Origin of the sequence: Novipirellula methanifontis, from assembly GCF_052161655.1 — a bacterium.
Classification (GTDB): domain Bacteria; phylum Planctomycetota; class Planctomycetia; order Pirellulales; family Pirellulaceae; genus Novipirellula.
Window position 1 is genome coordinate 7,462,431 of record NZ_CP197418.1, and the last position, 19,095, is coordinate 7,481,525.

General features: G+C 53.8%; 1 protein-coding gene. It reads left to right on the forward strand.

The window, feature by feature from the left end; all coding sequences use genetic code 11:
• Window positions 1–104 precede the first annotated feature (104 nt).
• On the forward strand, window positions 105–18,929 hold the full coding sequence (locus tag SH528x_RS26835) for a tandem-95 repeat protein (protein WP_442506519.1): 18,825 nt from the start codon (window positions 105–107) through the stop codon (window positions 18,927–18,929).
• Window positions 18,930–19,095: the final 166 nt, after the last annotated feature.

Sequence of the window (19,095 nt, forward strand, 5' to 3'; positions counted from 1 at the left end):
GAGGCAACGTGATTGTTTTACACACGTTGCCTGACGGTTAATTTTTATTTTCACGACGATCCAATACTTTCCTTTCAATACGATCCCTCGAGGTTCGGGCGAACATGACTCAGCGACGAAACTTTCGCAAATCCTCCCCGCTGTCGAAAAAAACTTCACGTCGTTTGCACCACGAGACGCTAGAGCGTCGCGAGCTGTTGGCTGCTGAAATTGGAATGATTGGGGAAAGCGACACCAAAGCACTTATCTCATTGGCACAGGCGTCCAGCGATCTGCCAGAGAGTCGCCCACTTTCGTTTTTTGCTGCCGAAGCGTCGGCCTCAGAATCGGCTCCGGGTTTTCTGCAAATGCTCGATGCGAGCGGAACGCAGATGGCAGTGGGGGCGTCGTTTGACGACAGCCTTGCGCAACCCCACGCTGTGTTTGCGCCGGGCACCCCCACCGACGTGATCGAAGAATGGGAACGCAAATTCCATGACTCCAGCAGTGTGAATGGGATCAATTTACCAGGTTCGCGTTGGACGGATGCCGCCAGCGGAACGAGTGCGACCTTTGGTGATTCCATCACTTTGACCTGGAGCATCATTCCTGACGGAACGCCGATCGCAGGCACGGACAATCCGGGCTCCCCGAGTAACTTGATTTCATTCTTGGATGGCATCTATGGCGGCGGGGGAAACACCGTAGCAGACCGTCCTTGGTTCCCATTGATCCAAAAGGCCTACGATGACTGGAGTGCGCTGAGCGGGATCACATTCGTTTACGAAGGCAATGACGATGGCGCCGCCCAAGGCGGTTCGAATGACGGTGAGCTCGGAACACGCGGTGATTTTCGAATCGGTGGTGCTACCATCGACGGCAATTTCAACACACTCGCCTTTAATTATTTCCCAGGCGGCGGTGGCGCCGCGGGAGATATGGTCATCGACACTGCCGATATTTTCTATCAAAACAATTCAAACGGACCGACTGGCGAAAATCGTGCACTGCACAATGTGTTGATGCACGAAATCGGTCATGGCATCGGTCTCGGCCACGTTGCACCCACCGACCAATCCAAGTTGATGGAACCCACCATCACTACCAGGTTTAGTGGGGCTCAGCATGACGATATCCTCGCGGCACAGAGCTTGTACGGCGATCGTTTTATCGACAACGACGTACGCGCTAACGCGGTGGACATTGGTGCGGTTGGCACAAGCCCTATCGAAGTGCGTGACGTTTCGTTGGACCGCGATAGCGATGCCGACTGGTATAGCTTCACCGGAACGGCGGACACTCTCGTTACGCTAATCGTTGCTCCCGATGGATTGGTCTACAACATCGGTCCCGATGGTGGAACAGTTCGCTCGGTAGATTCGACGCAATTAAGCGATCTGCGATTTGAACTCTACGGCCCCGATGGCACACTGATTCGCAGTCTGAACGATGGACTATTAGGACGGCCGGAAGTCATCTCTGGACTTCGCTTGAGTGAGTCTGGCACTTACACCATTGGTGTTTTTGGTCGATCGGTTTACGGTCCAACCCTAGGGGATGTTACCGAATCGCAGCTCTATACATTGTCGGTTAGTCAAAGCAACGTTTCGGATCCTCGATTGATCGCGGTTGCGCCCAACGGCAGCGACCTATTTGATCTCGATCCATCGGATCAGCCCAATGCGAATATTCGGCAAACAGCGCCTACGGAATTGTTGTTGACCTTTACTGGGCTCAATTCGCTTGATTCTGCGACCCTCGATGCCATTGAAATTCACTACAGCGAAACAGGCAATTTCGATACCAACGCGACTCTCATTCCGATTGGATTCGCTGGTTTAGATGCGGACGGTCGCAATGTGACCTTACGCTTCGCCGAGAATTTGAAAGACGGATTTTATCAGATTTCCGTCTCGACCGATTTGACCAGTGTGACGGGAGCCCCATTCGTCCCTACCAATCCACAACCGGTCGCGGGAGACATCACCAAACTTCGAGATGTGATTGGTTTCGAGCTTGAACTTGGTGGGAAAGTTATCGCGGTAGTCCCACAACCGATTGACAACGGAGTTTCGCGACCTAACCAAATTGATGTTTACTTTGACGACCTCGATTTGTTCCGCGGTGGCTCCACGGTTGATACCGCCGCGTTTTACCAATTGATCAATACCAAAGGCACGGTTACCAGCGAAGACGACGTGGTGATTCCGGTCGACAGTGTGGCCAAGGTTGACGCCGAGCGAAAAGTCACGTTGACCTTCGGGGCAAACCTTGACACATACGTCAGCGGCGGAAGCACCCTTCGATTGCGTATTGGTGACAGCACCAATTTGAGCACGATTGGCGTCACAAAGCACACGGTCGCCAACACAATCGCGACCGATCCTGGTTTGACAGCCACCGCTGCGAATACCATCCCTGTGGCGGCAACAGGAAGTTGGTCGACCGTGGTGGTCGGTCAAGAAATCCGCAATACCACCGCGAGCGGCATTAATCCGTTGGTCGATAATCCTGGTGGAATTCAAGAACCCGGCCATCGTGACATCGAAGTGGAAGATCACTATCTGTCCCCAGGCAATCGTGATTTTGACAATTCGATCACATTGATTCCTTACACCTTTTTGCGTAACACTTCGTACGGAACCAATAGTGGCGGCGCTCCGTTATTTAACGACATCAACGCCGATCAAGAGGAACGATTCCGCGAAGTGCTCGAGCTTTATGAGTCGATGTTGGGAATCGACTTCTATGAAACCGACGCGACCGGCTTGGCTTTGATTGTTGGTGACCTCAGTACTGCCGACCCCTCCGTTACGAGTGGTGTCGGGGGCGTCGCGGGGCTTGGTGGGCCCGGACGAGTCACGATGGACTCTCTCGATTTCCAAAACCAAGCATCAAATCGATTTGGCGGTTCGTTCTTTCGAGTTGCCTTGCACGAAGTAGGCCATGCCATTGGCCTCGGGCACTCCTACGATTTGCCACCTGGTACGATTCAAGGCGATGAAGATGAGTATCCCGATACGCAACGTCCTGGTCCGTTTATTCCTGAATGGGCATTCCCAGGCGACAACGACCTTGTCCATGGTCTGTACCTGCACCAACAGGAATCGCTTGATGTTGATTTGTACCGTGTCAATGTGACCGAGACCGGCGTACTCAAGGCTCAAACGTTTGCACAACGACTTTCCGACGCAAGTCTGTTGGACACCCGGCTGTCGTTATTCCGCGAGGTAGGCGGAAATCTTCAGTTGATTTCCAGCAACGAAGATTACTTCGGCAGTGATTCGTTTCTTGAATTTGCGGTCACCCCAGGAACCTACTTTGTCGGAGTCGCAGCCGAGGGCAATGACTCTTACGACCCGAACTCGGGCGTCTCCTCCGCCGGTGGCGTGAGCGAAGGCAAGTACGAATTGCGTGTTGATTTCAGTTCGGACGTCGGCTCGGCCATCACCGATGCGGGTGGTAGCGAGTTGGATGGCGATCGCGATGGAAATGCTGGCGGCGACTATAACTTCTGGTTCAAACCTGCCGGGTCCAATACCGTTTATGTCAACAAATCAGGTGGATCAGGAAGTGGATTGCTGGGTTCCCAGACCAATCCGTTTACCACCATTCCGAGCGCTATCGCCGCAGCTACGGCGTTGACAAATAGCGGTGCCAAGGACGTTGTTGTGCGGTTGCTGCCCAATGGCGGTCAAGACGGAAACATCAGTACTGCGTTAGATAACATCGCGTACGAAGTCGGGTACATCGATGCGTTGAGCCAAACACTCGCCGATGGTCGCAATTTGGTTCTGCCAGGCGGAATCCAGTTGGTGATCGATGCTGGTGTTGTGATGAAATTCCTGGACAGCCGAATTTCGGTTGGCAGTGATGATGATGGCGTCAATCGCAATCAAAGTTCGATCCAAGTCCAGGGCAAGCCCAATTTGCCGGTGTACTTCACCAGCTACAACGATCGAACTCTTGGGTCGAATAGCAATCCGCTATTGACCGTTCAGCCTGCGTCAGCGAACTGGGGTGGAATCGAAATCCGCAACGACATCGATCGTCTTCAAGGACGCAGCGATGCAGAGCGCCAGGGGATTTTTGATAACTACATCAATCACGCTCAGTTCACATTTGGTGGCGGCGAGGTTTCGACGATCAACCGGGTGATCGATCCGATTCATCTGTCCGAAGCGCGTGCGGAAATTTCCTACAACATCATCGAGCAGAATTCACGAGCGATTTCTGCAGATCCCAATACCTTCGCTGTCACCACGTTCACCGAGCCACGATTCCAAAAACAATCGGTTTCTGGAAACGGATTTGCCACGGACTACGGTCGCGTCGGCCCGAGCATCCATGGCAACTTGATTACCAACAATGCGACCAATGGTCTTTTTGTTCGTATCGATACACCCACCGGTGGCACGCTTGAGCAATTGGTCGTTCCGGCCCGCTTCGATGATACCGATATCGTCCATGTGCTTGGAGAGAATTTACTCCTCGATGGGTCGCCTGGTGGTTTGTTCGAGGAATCAAAACGCCCAAGTCCCATCATTGGCTTGGCCAAGCAACCGGGCGCTGGATCACTAGCGAGCGGAAATTATCAATACAGCTATACCTTCATCGATGCCTATGGATTTGAAAGTCCGGGTTCGCTTGCACAATCGGTGACTGGCGTTGCAGCGGGCAGCGCAATCAAATTGTCGAATATTTCCGCAGCGACCGGGAAATATGTCGGTCGAATCCTGTATCGCAGTTTCAACGGAGGCCCGTTCAAAAAGGTCGCCGAATTAGATAAATCCTCTCGCGATTACACCGATACCTTGGCCGTTCCTGTTGCCGCCGCTCCGACCTTGGACGTCAGCATTGCGACCGTCCGTCAAGGCCGAATCGATGCGAGCTTGGTGATCGATCCTGGGATGATCATCAAGAACCAGGGCGCGCGAATTCAACTTGGTTTTGGCACAACGTTGTTAGCCGAAGGTGACGAGGGGAATGAGGTCATCTTTACCTCCCGTGCGGACGATCGCTACGGAGCCGGAGGAACCTTTGATACCAACGGAGACACCGCCAGCAGCGGCAATGCCGGCGACTGGGCGGGGATCTACGCGTCGCCGACAAGTCGTCTTAGTTTGGACCATTCGTTGATCGCCTTTGCTGGCGGCATCACGGGCGTTGGAGGCGGTACCGCCGCATTCAATCCGATTCAAATTCATCAAGCCGAAGCACGTATTGCCAACAGTGTGTTTGAGCAAAATGACGATGGTATCGGCGGTTCACAAATCGGTGCCAGAAATGATTTTGCACCGAACTCAGCTGCTACGATTCATGTCACAGCGGCGCAGCCAACCATCGTTGGCAATACGTTCGTCAGCAACAATGGCGCTGCGATTGACATCAATGTCAACGCTTTGAACTCCGAACTCCGCCGCGATAGTGGGCGGCAAACTGGACCGATTGATCGTTACTCAATCCCGCCAGCCAACCAGGGACCTGTCGTTCGTGGCAATCAGTTGGAAAACAACGAAATCAATGGCATGGTCATTCGTGGTGAAGTGCTCACCACCGAAGTCGTCTGGGACGACACCGATATTGTTCATGTCCTGGACAGTGATATCGAAATCCCTGATCTGCATACGTTTGGCGGAATGCGAATCGAAAGTAGTTCGACGGAGTCGTTGGTCGTCAAAGTGGACGGTGCTGAGATTTTGGCCACCGGCCGTTCACTTGATATTGTCGATCGGATCGGTGGACGTTTGATGGTGCTTGGGCAACCTGGGTTCCCCGTCGTGATGACGAGCATCAACGATGATACCGTCGGCGCAGGATTCACCCCAAGTGGTGCGGTTCAAACCGACACGATGCGAGGCAGTGGTTCTGCCAGCCCTGGCGATTGGCAAGGGCTGCGTTTTGATCCCTATAGCCATGATCGAAACGTGGCGGCTGTGACCGAGCGGGAAGGTCGAATTGGCGGTGTCGGTGACTTGAACGCCAATATCGGACAACATCAAGAACTCGGAACGTTGGCTGCAAATGAAAAGTCCGGCGACGAAAATATCCGTCTTGGCTTTGAGGTGCATGGTGCTATCGCTGCCAACCAAGACCAGGACTTGTACAGTTTTGAAGGTACCGCCGGAACCTTGGTCTGGTTCGATGTCGATCGTACCGACGCTCAACTTGATACGGTGCTCGAACTGCTCGACGGCAATGGTCGCGTTTTGGCGTTGAGCCAAGATTCGCGGACCGAATCGCTGACCGGCCAGTTGACTTTTGTCAACAGCAGTCTGATGCGTGATGGTCATGCGTTGCCGATGCAACTGGATCACGACGCCGAAGTCAATGTGAATGGCGAATACCGCGATTTGTTCAGTCAAAACGATGGCGATTCCGGGATGCGTGTTGTCTTGCCGGGTACCACCGGAACCCGCAATACGTTCTACGTGCGTATTCGCAGCAGCAATCCAGCGGCGAATCTGACGACGTTGGCTGGAATCGATGCGAGTCGATTGGCAGGCGGGACAACGCAGGGTGGATATCAATTCCAAATCCGACTCAGCGAAACCGATGAATTCCCCGGCAGCGTGGTTCGCTATGCCGACCTTCGCTATGCCACCGATGCGATTGTTGCCATTGGATTGCCAGCCCACTCGCCATTGGCGGGTGAGCTCTTCAATCCTGGCGGAACCATCGATTTGGGAAGTCTCAGCAATACCGATCGCGGTGCTATCTCCGTCGCAGGTGTCGCCGATAACACCGTCGATGTCTACACCTTCACGGTCGATCGTGATTCGCTGCAAGGCATCAACCCAACGGCCAACAAGGTTTCAACCGTCTTTGATATCGATTGGGCGGATGGTCTGACACGACCCGATACAAATATGTATCTGTTCAATGGCAATAATCTGATTGCGATTGGAACCAACTCGAACATTTTGGATGACCAGATCACTCCGATTGTGCCGGGACAACCAACGACCGAGAAAGATCTATCACGAGGCTCGCAGGGCAATCGTGATGCCTTTATTGGACCATTGGAATTGAACCCCAATGGTGATTATCAAGTGATCGTCGGGACCACAGGCCAAATGCCTGCTGACATGACCCAGTTCACTCAGATCAACCCGACCAACACCAACGCACGGCTCGAGCCGCTTGATCCCAACGTGCTGATTGTGGACGATCGTTTTGATTATGCCCCAACCACCAACAGCAATCCAAGCGAAGGAACGCCGATTCAGCCGCGATTTGATCAGCGAACTCAGTCGCTGCAGGTTGGCTTCAATGACGACGGCAGCAACATCATTCCATGGCAGTTCGGTGACATTCCATTGTTGGCGATTCGCGAGCGTGTCGATTCTAACGCCGCGTCGCGTTTGTCGATCTACAATCCCTTCACCGGACGTCACGACGCAATTATCGAAGAGGCGACATCGGTTCCGATCGGTGCCGTGGCACAATCGGCCCGTGGTGACATCATCGCCATTCGCAATGAGGGCAACACCCAGCGAAACGATGGGAACACATCTACGACGTACAGCGTCAGCACCGAAGGGGTGTTCACGGCGATCGGGGCGACCGGGATCGAAACCTACGAATGGGCGTTGAACAATGCGAATCCCCCTGTTGCGATCAATAATCGCGACAACGAAGGAATGGTGTTTGACAGTCTGGCTTACTACAGCAGCCCGACGACAGAGACTCGTTTCCTGTATGGACTCGCCAACCGTGGCACCTTCAACGGAACGATTGTCGGAACGAATGGAACCAATGATACGGTAGGTCCGGTTTCACCGAACCTTGATGCCAACAACCTGATCTATCGACTTGATCCCAATGATGGCACCGCGATCAGTCGTGCTGGACGCGATCTGACCGGCGGCTTCGAGTCTGCGAACCCGTTAGACCCGCGGATTCAGAACAACTACGCCAATTTCAGTTTTCCTCAGGAAACCCCTTGGGCCGGCACCAATATTGTCGCCCAAATTCAGATCCCTACGGTCTCGCCCACCACTGGTTTGAACACCGGCAACGTTACCGATTTGGTCGCCGACATTAATGGCGGGCAATCTCTATTAGCGTTCACCAGTACCGGCGCGGTGTGGCGAGCCACCTTTAGCGAGAACAGCAACAACACGTATGCGAGTGGGGACATCCGCGGATTCGCGACGCTGATCGTTGATCCGACCGTGGCCGATGACCCGCTCGCGGTCGAAGGCGTTGACTATATCGCTGGCGTCGATTTCATTACCGATTCCAACGGCAATAAATTGGTGTTTGAACGAGTCAGTGTGGGACCGGAGAACTTCCGTGATGTCAACGACACCATTGGAATATCCAATCTGTACTACGGTGTGGGACGAGCCACAACGCCGGGAACACCGGTTAATAACGCAACGCCGCGGCGATACTATGCCTTCGACCTGACAACGAAGACAGCGCAGCCGATCTTCGAATTTGGTGCCGACAGTATTCTGGTGGACAACACGTCGACCACAGGCGCGTTTGCTGGTTTGTTCTTTAGCTCGCTCGATTCAACGCTGTGGCATTTGACAGACACACTGCGAAACGAACCCGGTCATGGTGTCAACGCACTTGATGATCGCGCCGATCTGATCGGCGGAGGATCCATTCGCTTTGGGTTCGATGATTTGAGCGATGACTTCAATCATCTATCGCACCTTGACCAGGACGGCGATGGCCGAGTCAGCGATAATTCCGACGGCAACAACGATTTGGACGCCGACGATCTTCAAGGCTTCTCGGGATACAATTTCCTAGGTGGGGCGCACGGCAGCGTGCAAAGCAACACGTTGAATCTGTCCGGGTTTGATGCGGCTGATCTGCCGATGTTGTACTTCACCTACTTACTCGATTCCGAGAACACCAACGCTGACGACAATGTGACGACGACCAGCGATGCTGGGCTCGATGATGTGATGCGTGATTCGTTGCGTGTGATGATTGCCGGTGACGATGGCCAATGGCAACTTGTTGCAACGAATAACTTCGACGATACGATTAACAACCGAGTTTGGGACGATATTCGTGGTTCAGAACACGAATACGACCCGACTGGCAGCAATGGCTACACGAACGTTTTTCAACAACGATTTGTGCAAGAGTTGTTTGACGATGATGTCTTCCGCCAAGCACGTATTGACCTTGGGCCATGGGCCGGGCAACAAGATGTCAAAATTCGCTTTGAATTTTCGACGGCTGGGGAAGCGCGTCCCGACCAAAGCGAGATCCAAGCGATCCCAGGCCACAAATTAACCGATGGTCAAACTCTGGTTGTCTCAGGCGAGATGCCTGATCGGCTTGTTACCAATCAAGGCGATCTAATACCGACTCTGACCAAAGCGTTTGAGTTCGATCTCGGCTTAGTCGTTCAGATGCCTGCTGGCAGCCAAGTCACAGCTCCATTGACCTTAGAGCGACCGGACGGAACCACCATCGTTGAACTTGTGCCCGGATTTGCGGGCCTGGGGCAAATCAGTGTTTCGCCAACGGATACCGCAGCCGATGTGGCGCAAAAAGTGGCGGCGTTCATTGCAGCCGATGGCGATCCGACCACAACGACCGTTTCGAGCCCCAGCAAACCCGCTTTGGTTAATTTCAATAGTGAAACTCAAGTCGGCGGCTATACGTTTGATGGATTGGAATCGCTGATCCGAAGTAGACCTGGCGTCGGAGCGACCGCGGTTGCCATTGATGTCGACATTTCGATGACCGATATTCAAGTGCGCAACGCGATCCAATTCGCATTGGCGAACGAAATTCATTATCTCGATGCCCTGCCAAGCCTAGCGGCCTTCCCGGTGGTTGGAACAACCAACGCTGTACGTCTGTACGACCTTGCGATTAACCAAACAAGTTCGCAGGGCATCCTTGCGCAGCCTGGAAACGACACTCTTGCGACTGCCCAAAACCTGGATGGCGAGTCTTGGTCGCAATCACTTGACACCAATGTCCCCAATAGCGTGGCGCGACCTCACCTGACCATCCAGGGCGTTGGAGACGGCACTTACGACTACTACTCGTTCACGGTCGATGCAGCTGGAGCTACCGCGACGTTTGATATTGATAATTCGACAGATGATCTGGAATTACATCTTTATGATTCCGCCGGGAATCCGCTCAATTCGAATGATGATGCCGGAGGCGATGCGGGAAGCACTACATTCCTTGACCCCTTTATTCAGCACACGTTCCTGTTGCCGGGGACCTATATCATCGGCGTAGCCGCGTTTAATTCGTTTGCAACAACAGGCGGGATCACCGGAGCTGTAATTCCTACTGGGGAGCGATATTCGCTGCACGTCTCGGTTGACGGCCAAGCGATTTCTGCGTCAAGCAGCCTCACACCACTGACGCTGATTAATGGTGAAAACGCGGGTGCATCGAACTTGCCTGGCTCTGACTATGGCGTTTATAGCGGAAGCCGCAGCGTGTCGGGACTGCTACGTGCCGGCGAACGCTCACGCGGACTGGGCGGGGCAAACGGAGTCTATATCGATGATATTGTGATTGGCTTGGCCGAACGCGGTGAAAGCTTCACGGGCGGCACGCAAGGCACCGCATTGGCGGACAACCCTTATCATGAAGCTCGTTACTACAACTCGTTGACCGGTGTTGTTGGACCAGTGCAGCAAGAAATCACCCAAGGCCCTTATCAGTTAGAGATTCGTCTGGGCCAAGAGTACCTGGGCGTAAACAATATCGGCAAAGATGTTCGTTTCGGCCTGAATCAACGACTTGCTGATGGCTTGAACATGGTCGTCCAGAGCAATGGTAGCCAAATCATCGATGGGGATACCTTCGAGGTTTCTAACGGCTATGAAACGTTGCGGTTCGAATTTAATGATGTCACGATTCCGTCGCTAACCACTCCGGCAGATACCGACAATGTCGTTATCGAATATCGTGTTTCTGATACGGCGGCTCAGGTTGCCCAGACGATTCGCAACGCGATCAATAGTGGATCCGTTCGTGCGGCCCTCGGCGTTGAAGTGACGACGAGCGGCGGCATTCTTGCCGACGGTACCGATCCGGTCATCGTTTTCCACGGCTATGCAGCGGCTAGCAATCTTGGCAGCATCAATTTCACATCGCCCGAAAGCGGACGCACTCATTTGATCGGTGTCGTTACGGGGCGAAACGTTGTCCTCGGCGAGGATAACGGAGACCAGAATCTGCATCGCGATCAAGGTCAGTTCATCGTTGATTCGAATGTGATCAGCTTCTCGTCGGGAACCGCGCTGAACATTTCGGCCAGCGATGTTGCGGCCGGCAACAAGGTGCCGCTTGAAGGAGATCGTCCGAAACCAGGCGCCGTTCAGAACTTCCCCACATTGAACAGCGAGCAGCTGATTCCAGGGGCGACCATCCAGAACAACCTGTTGATCAACAATGGCAACGGGATTGTATTGGGAGGCAATACGACTTCGGGAGGTCCTTCGGCATTCTCGCGAGTGGTGAACAATACCGTATTCAACTCAGGCATCGGGATTCAGATCCAAAACGGTGCAGCACCTACATTGCTCAACAATGTGCTTGTCAACAATACGACGGGGATTCGTTCGCAAAACGCGGGCGCAACGGTTGTGCGTGGAACGCTTTATCAAGGCAATGGGACAACGGTCGTTGGAATCGGCGTTGGTACCGAAGCGATCGTGAATCCAACAGGACCTTTGTTTGTTAATCCAAACGTTGGCGTGTTCAATTTGGCAGCGGGTAGCCCCAACTTCTATCCGGCTGCGGGCAGCCCATTGATTGACAGCAGTATCGAAAGCCAAGTCGACCGTCCTTCGATCGTCTCGGTCAAGAATTCCGTTGGCATCTCGCAGAGCCCAATCGTCGTGAGCGACCGTGATCTGGCCGGTCAGATTCGCAAAAACGGTTCGACAAGTACCGGTCAAGGTAACAATGTCGATATTGATCGCGGTGCACTTGACCGCTCCGATACGACCGGACCCAAAGCACAGCTGATCTCACCCAACGACAACGATTCAGCGAATATCGATGTCGACCCAAGCCAGACCTTCTTGCAATTGAGCGAAGGAGTCTACGAGTTCTTCGAAATCCTGATCACTGAAGGCTCAGGCATCGGTCCCGATTCGTCCACCATTGGCTCAGACCAGATCGTCTTGATCGAAAATGGGGTCGAATTGGTTTCAGGGATTGATTACACGATCGGTTACAACGCGGCGACACGCACGTTGCGATTGACCCCGATCAGTGGCATTTGGCGACCCGATGCTACTTACCAAATCATCTTGAACAACCAAGATACGTTGCAGAGCGATGGCTCGACGATCCGGGCGATCTCTGACTTGGCAAGCAACCCGTTGCAGCCAAACCGGCCCACAGGCGAAACTCGCTTCACGATTTTGATGCCAGACGTCAAACTCGATTATGGCGACGCACCTGTATCCTACGGGACCCTATTAAGCGACTCCGGTGCACGGCACACGATCAATAACAATCGTCTGCCACGACTTGGTCAGTTTGTGGACGTCGATGTTAACGGGAACCCATCGCCAGCGTCGGATGACGAATTGGTGTCCGTCTCGGTAACGTCCGCGAGTTCCGTGTTCACAATTGTGGACTCCGCCGCTAACCCCACAAAACGCGTTACCCTTGATACGGTACCCGTTGGTGGCGAAGTGTTAACGATTGATGTTGGTGGCGTGATCACGAAACTCGAGTTCATTACCGGCACCATTGTGCCAAGCTCGAACAACGTCGCCGTCGCGTTTAATCTCACCGATACCGTGGAAGAAGTCACAGCGAAGTTGTTTACCGCGATTCGGACCCGAGTCGCGGCCGCTGGGGATTCGGTCATCGTTTCGCTCGATGTCAACCAGTTGAACTCCATCACCATTACTGCGGTTGATGACGAAGATGGTGTCGCCACCGGCATCTACACGGCGTCCAACGGCTCGGTGGTTCGTGTCTTTGCAATGCCCGGTGCGGGACCTGATGGGGTCACTGCTGAAGAAACACTTGGTTACATCAATCCGCTGGACCCTGCGGGAGCCAACGTTCACGTGGACGTCACCGGTGCTGGACTGCTTGATGCTTGGATCGATTTCGACCGAAGTGGAACCTTCGAGTTAGGCGAGCAGATTTTTGCCGGTACGCCCGTCATTCAAGGCGGCAACTTGCTGACGATCGCCGGAGACACCGCTGCCTATGCGGCGGCAATCGACGGTGAAACATGGATGCGATTCCGTATCAGCGCCGAAGGCAACCTTGGGCCTACAGGCGTCGCCGTGGGCGGAGAAGTCGAAGATTATCCGATCTCGATTCGCCGCATCGCGACGCCAACGCCTATCGACGATACGTTTAATGCGGTCGAAGACACGACCCTGAACGTTGTCATCGGTGGTGCCCAAGGCACATTGTTTGACAACGACACAGGCTTGTCGGGCCAATTGTTCCCAGTTCGCTATTTCATTGGGGCGATACCACAAAACGGAACAATCGAAGTAGTCGACCGCTTTACCGGCGAATTCCGCTACACTCCGAATGAAGACTTCTATGGCGAAGACACATTCACTTATCGCTTGAGCACGCAAGAGAATGTGAGCCAACAAGCGACAAATGTTTCGACATTTGCCACCGTCACCATCAACATCGCCCCGGTCAACGATCCACCGGCGGCAATGAATCAAGCGTTTGTAACGACCGAGGATAATACGCTTACCATTACTGCAGCCGAATTGCTCGTTGGTGCAGCGGGGCACGTGAACCCTGCAATACCACAAGCTCCGTTTGATGAATCCAATCAAATGCTGCGAGTTGTGTCGATCACTGGGGGTGACCTCGCCACCGGAACGACTATTGATCAAACCAACGCATCCACCACGGCGATTACCGTCGAAGGAGGATCGTTGACTGCGACGTTTGACGTCGATGGATCACTTCTCGCGGTTCAGTACACACCAAAACTCAACTTCAACAGCGACAACTTGCCTCCGACACCCGGCGAATTCCGGTTGGACGAGTTCTTGTTCACCGTCGAAGATGATGGCATTTTGCTGTTGCCAGATGGAACCGTTGACCCGGCCTTCCCGACACCATTGAGCACGGTGGCAACGGCATCGATTCGCGTCACGCCACAGAACGATGCTCCGTTCTTGACGGCTGATACTGTGTCAATCGCGAACGCCGCTTATAACGATTACTTCACCTTACAAAGCTTGACCGCTCCGGTACCGACCGAAGATCAACCACTGGTCATCCCTGCTGCGTTCTTGTTGCAAAATGACTTGAGTGGACCGGTTGATGCCGCTGATGAAAATCAAGCAATCCGCGGCAATGACGGAACCATCGACTTGGTCAGCCCGGTGGCCTTGGTGGATCCAACCCAAGGGACGATCATCCTCAACGCGAGTGGCGACTTATTGTTCACACCGGCTGCGAACGTCTATGGCCAGGTGTTGTTCACTTACACAGTGGTCGACCAAGGCGTTGACGAGGCCGTTGATGGAACGCGGGTCAATGCACCGCTAACGACTACCGTGACGTCGACGATTTTCCTCGAGCCAATCAACGACGAACCTGTTGCGTTTAATCGTTCGCTGACGTTGGACGAAGTTGCAGAACCCGCTGCTGCGGCCGTTTTGACCTTCTCTGCCGCCGACTTAATCACTGGCAAACCGGGCGAACAACCTAACCTTGCCGGAAAATTTGTTACACCACCTCCTGCTGCTTACAACGAGTCGAACCAAGCACTTCGTGTTGTCGCTTTCGCATCCAACTCGAACACCGTGGATGTGAGTAGTTTGACGAGCGGAAGCGGCCAGTTAACGTTGACGACCAGCATCGGTGGCAAATTAACTTTCAATTTCACAAATGGTGCGTTCGTCAACGGAACCTACGAACCGCCAGTCGATTACAACGAGCGAACCCCGTTTAATCCTCAAGACTTCTTTACCTACACGATCTCCGATGATGGAGCGACCGTGTTCGGTGGCGGCGTCGCGAATCGCGACCTGGCAGACGAACGTTCAACGACACCGGGAACGGTGACCTTGACGGTAACCGAGACCAACGATGCTCCGGTTTTCCAAACGATTCCCGTCGTCGATATGCTTGAACGTGATGATTCGCTTTCAACCACCATTCCTGGATTTGTGTTTAACCAAGCACCGAGTCCTGCGACGGCACTCGATGAAATCGCAGTCCAAACGTTGTCGTTCACGATCGTCGACTCGCTTTCAACCGTGCCTGCAGGCCTGATGTTGCAGAGCCCACGTGTGCTGGCCGATGGCAGTTTGGAAGTGTTCCCCGCGCCGGATCAATTCGGTACCGCAACGTACGTTGTGCGTGCAACCGACGCAGAACCCAACAACCCGGCGTTTAATGATCCGCGATCCACCGACAAGACATTTGTCTTGAACGTGCGCCCGGTTAATGATGCCCCGCGTTTGAATACAAGTGTGCTAGGAACGAGCGATCGCGTTGTTCCTGCAGGTCCTAATCCGATCATCGACCAAGCGTATGCGGTGGGTTCCAATGGAACGATTAGCTACACGCTTCGCGAAGACAACACGCAATCACTGGGCGACACGTCGCAGCCGTTCTTTATTCCGATCACCGCACCACCGGCAACGTCCGGCTACCGCCAAATCGGTCTATTGGATGTCTTTACCCCAGGTCCGTCGAATGAAGTCGCGGCACTGCCGGGTGGATCCCAAACACTCGAATTGTTTGACTTCCCTGAGACCACCGCGTTGGGTGGCCAATTGACGAGCGTCTTCAGTAATGGCGTGCTAGTTGGTGTGAACTATGTACCGCCCACCAATTTCAATAACGCAATTGGCACCGCCGACTCGTTCACTTATACCGTGCGTGACAAGAGTGGTACGGGCGGCGAAACCTATTCACTCTCCGCCGGGTCGTTAATTCCTGATCGATTGACGTCGATTAACCAAGTTCTTTTGAACATGAATCCGGTCAATGACCGACCCGAGTTTGAAATTAGCCGACCGAACATTGAGGTGCCCGAAGACGGTGCCACGGTGACGATCAACAACTATGCGTTCAACATCAATGCGGGACCTCCGTTCAACGCGTTTGATGAAATCGACCTGAATTCAGGGCAAAACGTGACGTTCAGTGTCACGTCCTTGGGATTTGCAGCGGAACAAGCTGCTCAGTTCTTCTCTCAGTTCCCATCGATTGATTCCAACGGTCGTTTAACGTTCCGTCCGGCAGCGAATGCGTTCGGTAAGTTCCAGTTCGAAATCGTTGCTACCGACGATGGTCCTGGAAACGCAACGCGGGGCGACTTGATTTCATCGCTTGCGAAAACGATGACCATCGAGATTCAACCGGTCAATGATCCGCCACAAATCAATCCTGCGATTACTCCGCTGCAATTCACATTGCTCGAAGACGGTGAAGTAGAGATTCGCGTTCGTGGCGACAGCACCAATCCTGGATTGTTGGATGTCTTTACGGTTGGACCAGCGAACGAAGCAGCCAACGTCACACCAGGCGGAAATCAAACGTTGTCGCTCGGAACACCTATCCCGGTCACCTCGCTGAACGGCGGAACGTTAACGCAAGTGCTTGGCGGCAACGGCGAAGTTGTTTCACTTCGATACAAGCCACGTGCGAATTTCACCGGGATGGATGCGATCATCTACACCGTGTCCGATGATGGCGTGACGGTTGACTTTGGTACCGGCGGAACAGTTCGTAGCAACCCTCGAATCGCTTCCAATACGGTTGCCATCAACGTCCTGCCCGTCAACGATGCACCGATCTTCAGCGGTGCCGGCGATGTGGTTTCGGTCGAAGATCAAGACACCGGCTTTGGCCGTGGTGTTGTCCGGGTGCCGAATTGGGCTACCAATGTGCAAGCAGGGCCGTCCAATGCAACCGACGAACTCGAAGGTGCCGGAACGATTCCAGCTCAGCAAACTCAGTTCGTGATCACGCAGATCAGCGGAAACGCGTCGCTGTTCTCGGTCGCACCTAACGCGATCATCAGCGATTCTTCAGCAACGCTGGCTTACACGTTGGCTCCAGACGCCACGGGACAAGCGGTCTTTACCGCACAGCTCCGGGATACGGGACCGAGCGACGCGGCGATTGGTGATAATGCGATTGGTGACACACAAACGTTTACGATTAGTGTGACTGCCGTCAATGATCCGCCAACCTTCATTAGCGGTGGCGACGTCACGGTGGACGAAGACAGCGGACCATACAATGCAGTCTGGGCGTCACAGATCTCGCCGGGGCCAAGCGACGAGAGCAGTCAAACGGTCGTCTTTAGCGTGACCGTGCCCGATGAATCCAAGGCACTGTTCGCATCGCTTCCGGTTATCAGTGAATCCGGCGTATTGCGATTCACTCCAGCGTCCAACGCGGTCGGTGCAGTCACCGTCGTCGTCAACGCGACCGATAGCGGTGAGGCAATTTCGCCACCGATTTCTTTCCAGATCAAGATCAACGAAATCAATGACGCTCCACGCCCATTGACCGATTTGTTGAATCCATCGGACGAAGACACTGTGTTGACGATTCCGGTCAGCCAGTTGCTCGCGAATGACGGGGATCCCGATCTGCAGACCAATCCTAACGAAAAGCTGACGTTGATCATGCCAGCAACTTCGACTTCGGTCAGCGGAGCAACCGTCACATTTAATGCCGTGTCACAGACGATTACCTACAACCCGCTGAATGCATCAATATTGCAGGCACTTGCACCTGGCAAGAGTCTGACAGATTCGTTCTCGTACACCGTGCGTGACGAAGCCGGTGTGGTCAGTCCTCCGGTTGTGGTTCGCGTGGTCATCAACGGAATCAATGACGCCCCGATTTTGGAACCGGACAATCCAGCTCTTGCTGCAAGCGGAGCGACGATCATCCGCCCACTGGACAATGATTCGGATATCGATGGTCAAATCGATCCAGGATCGGTTCGCATTGCACTGCAGCCTGCGTTTGGATCGGTGCAAATCGATTTGAACGGGGTCATTACCTACACGCCATTTGCCAGTTTCTCGGGCAACGACACGTTCTCGTACACTGTTGCGGACAATCTCGGACTGCGTAGTGAACCTGCTTTGATCACGGTCGATGCTAACCCAGCACCGGTTGCAAAATCAGATAACGCGGGCACATTTGTGGACGAGGCAGTGGACATTAATGTCGCGGCCAACGACACCGATGACATCAATGGATCGCTTGACCTCGGCAGCATTCGAATTGTAACGGGACCGAGTCGTGGTGATGCGGTGCCGCTTGCAAACGGCTTGATTCGCTATATCCCAGCGGCCGGTTTTGTCGGACGTGATTCGTTTACGTATTCGATTGCGGACAACGAGGGACGGTTCAGTTCACCAGCGACCGTGTCGATCCAAGTGGTCGCCAGCCGACTGCAGAACCCCAATGGTTTCTCCGACGTCAACGCCGATGGTGAGGTTTCCGCATTGGATGCATTGTTGATTATCAACAAGCTGCAACTTGCGGGTGGCAACGTCTCGAGTATCCCGGTACAGCCTGGCGATCGCGGCCCGAATTACTTTGACGTTTCCGGTGATGGCCAGATTTCGGCACTCGATGCGTTGCAAGTGATCAATGAATTGACGCTTCGCGGCCCAGTACGATCAGGCGGTTCAGCGGAAATGGCACAAGGCGAAAGCATCGCTACGAGCTCGGTCACGGCGACCGCCATTCCGATGATGACAAGCGAGACAGTGGCGGTGATGGCGGAGCCCGATTCTGCCTTCGCCCTCGCCCCAAGCCCTGACAAACTTGGCGCAGAAACAGCCCAAAACTCGGGAACCGATGTCGCATTCAATTCGAGTGTGGATTTGGACGCCTACGATTGGCTCGATACCGATGCGGTCGATCTCATCGCAGGCGAGAGAGAGGCAGATAGCTTGGGAAATGAAGCCATTTCCGCACTCGATTCTGCCATGCTCGATTTTGATTGAGACCCAAAAGAGTCACATTGATCACGTGCGAAGATTTCGCACGCAACCTTACCCCCTGACGACGAGAGGGAAAAACAACGAATTTTTCAGATTCATGGAACTTTCGTTGCTTGGCCTGCGTCAGCAGCTGATGGCATGTAAATCCATGACAAGTTTTTTCTAACTG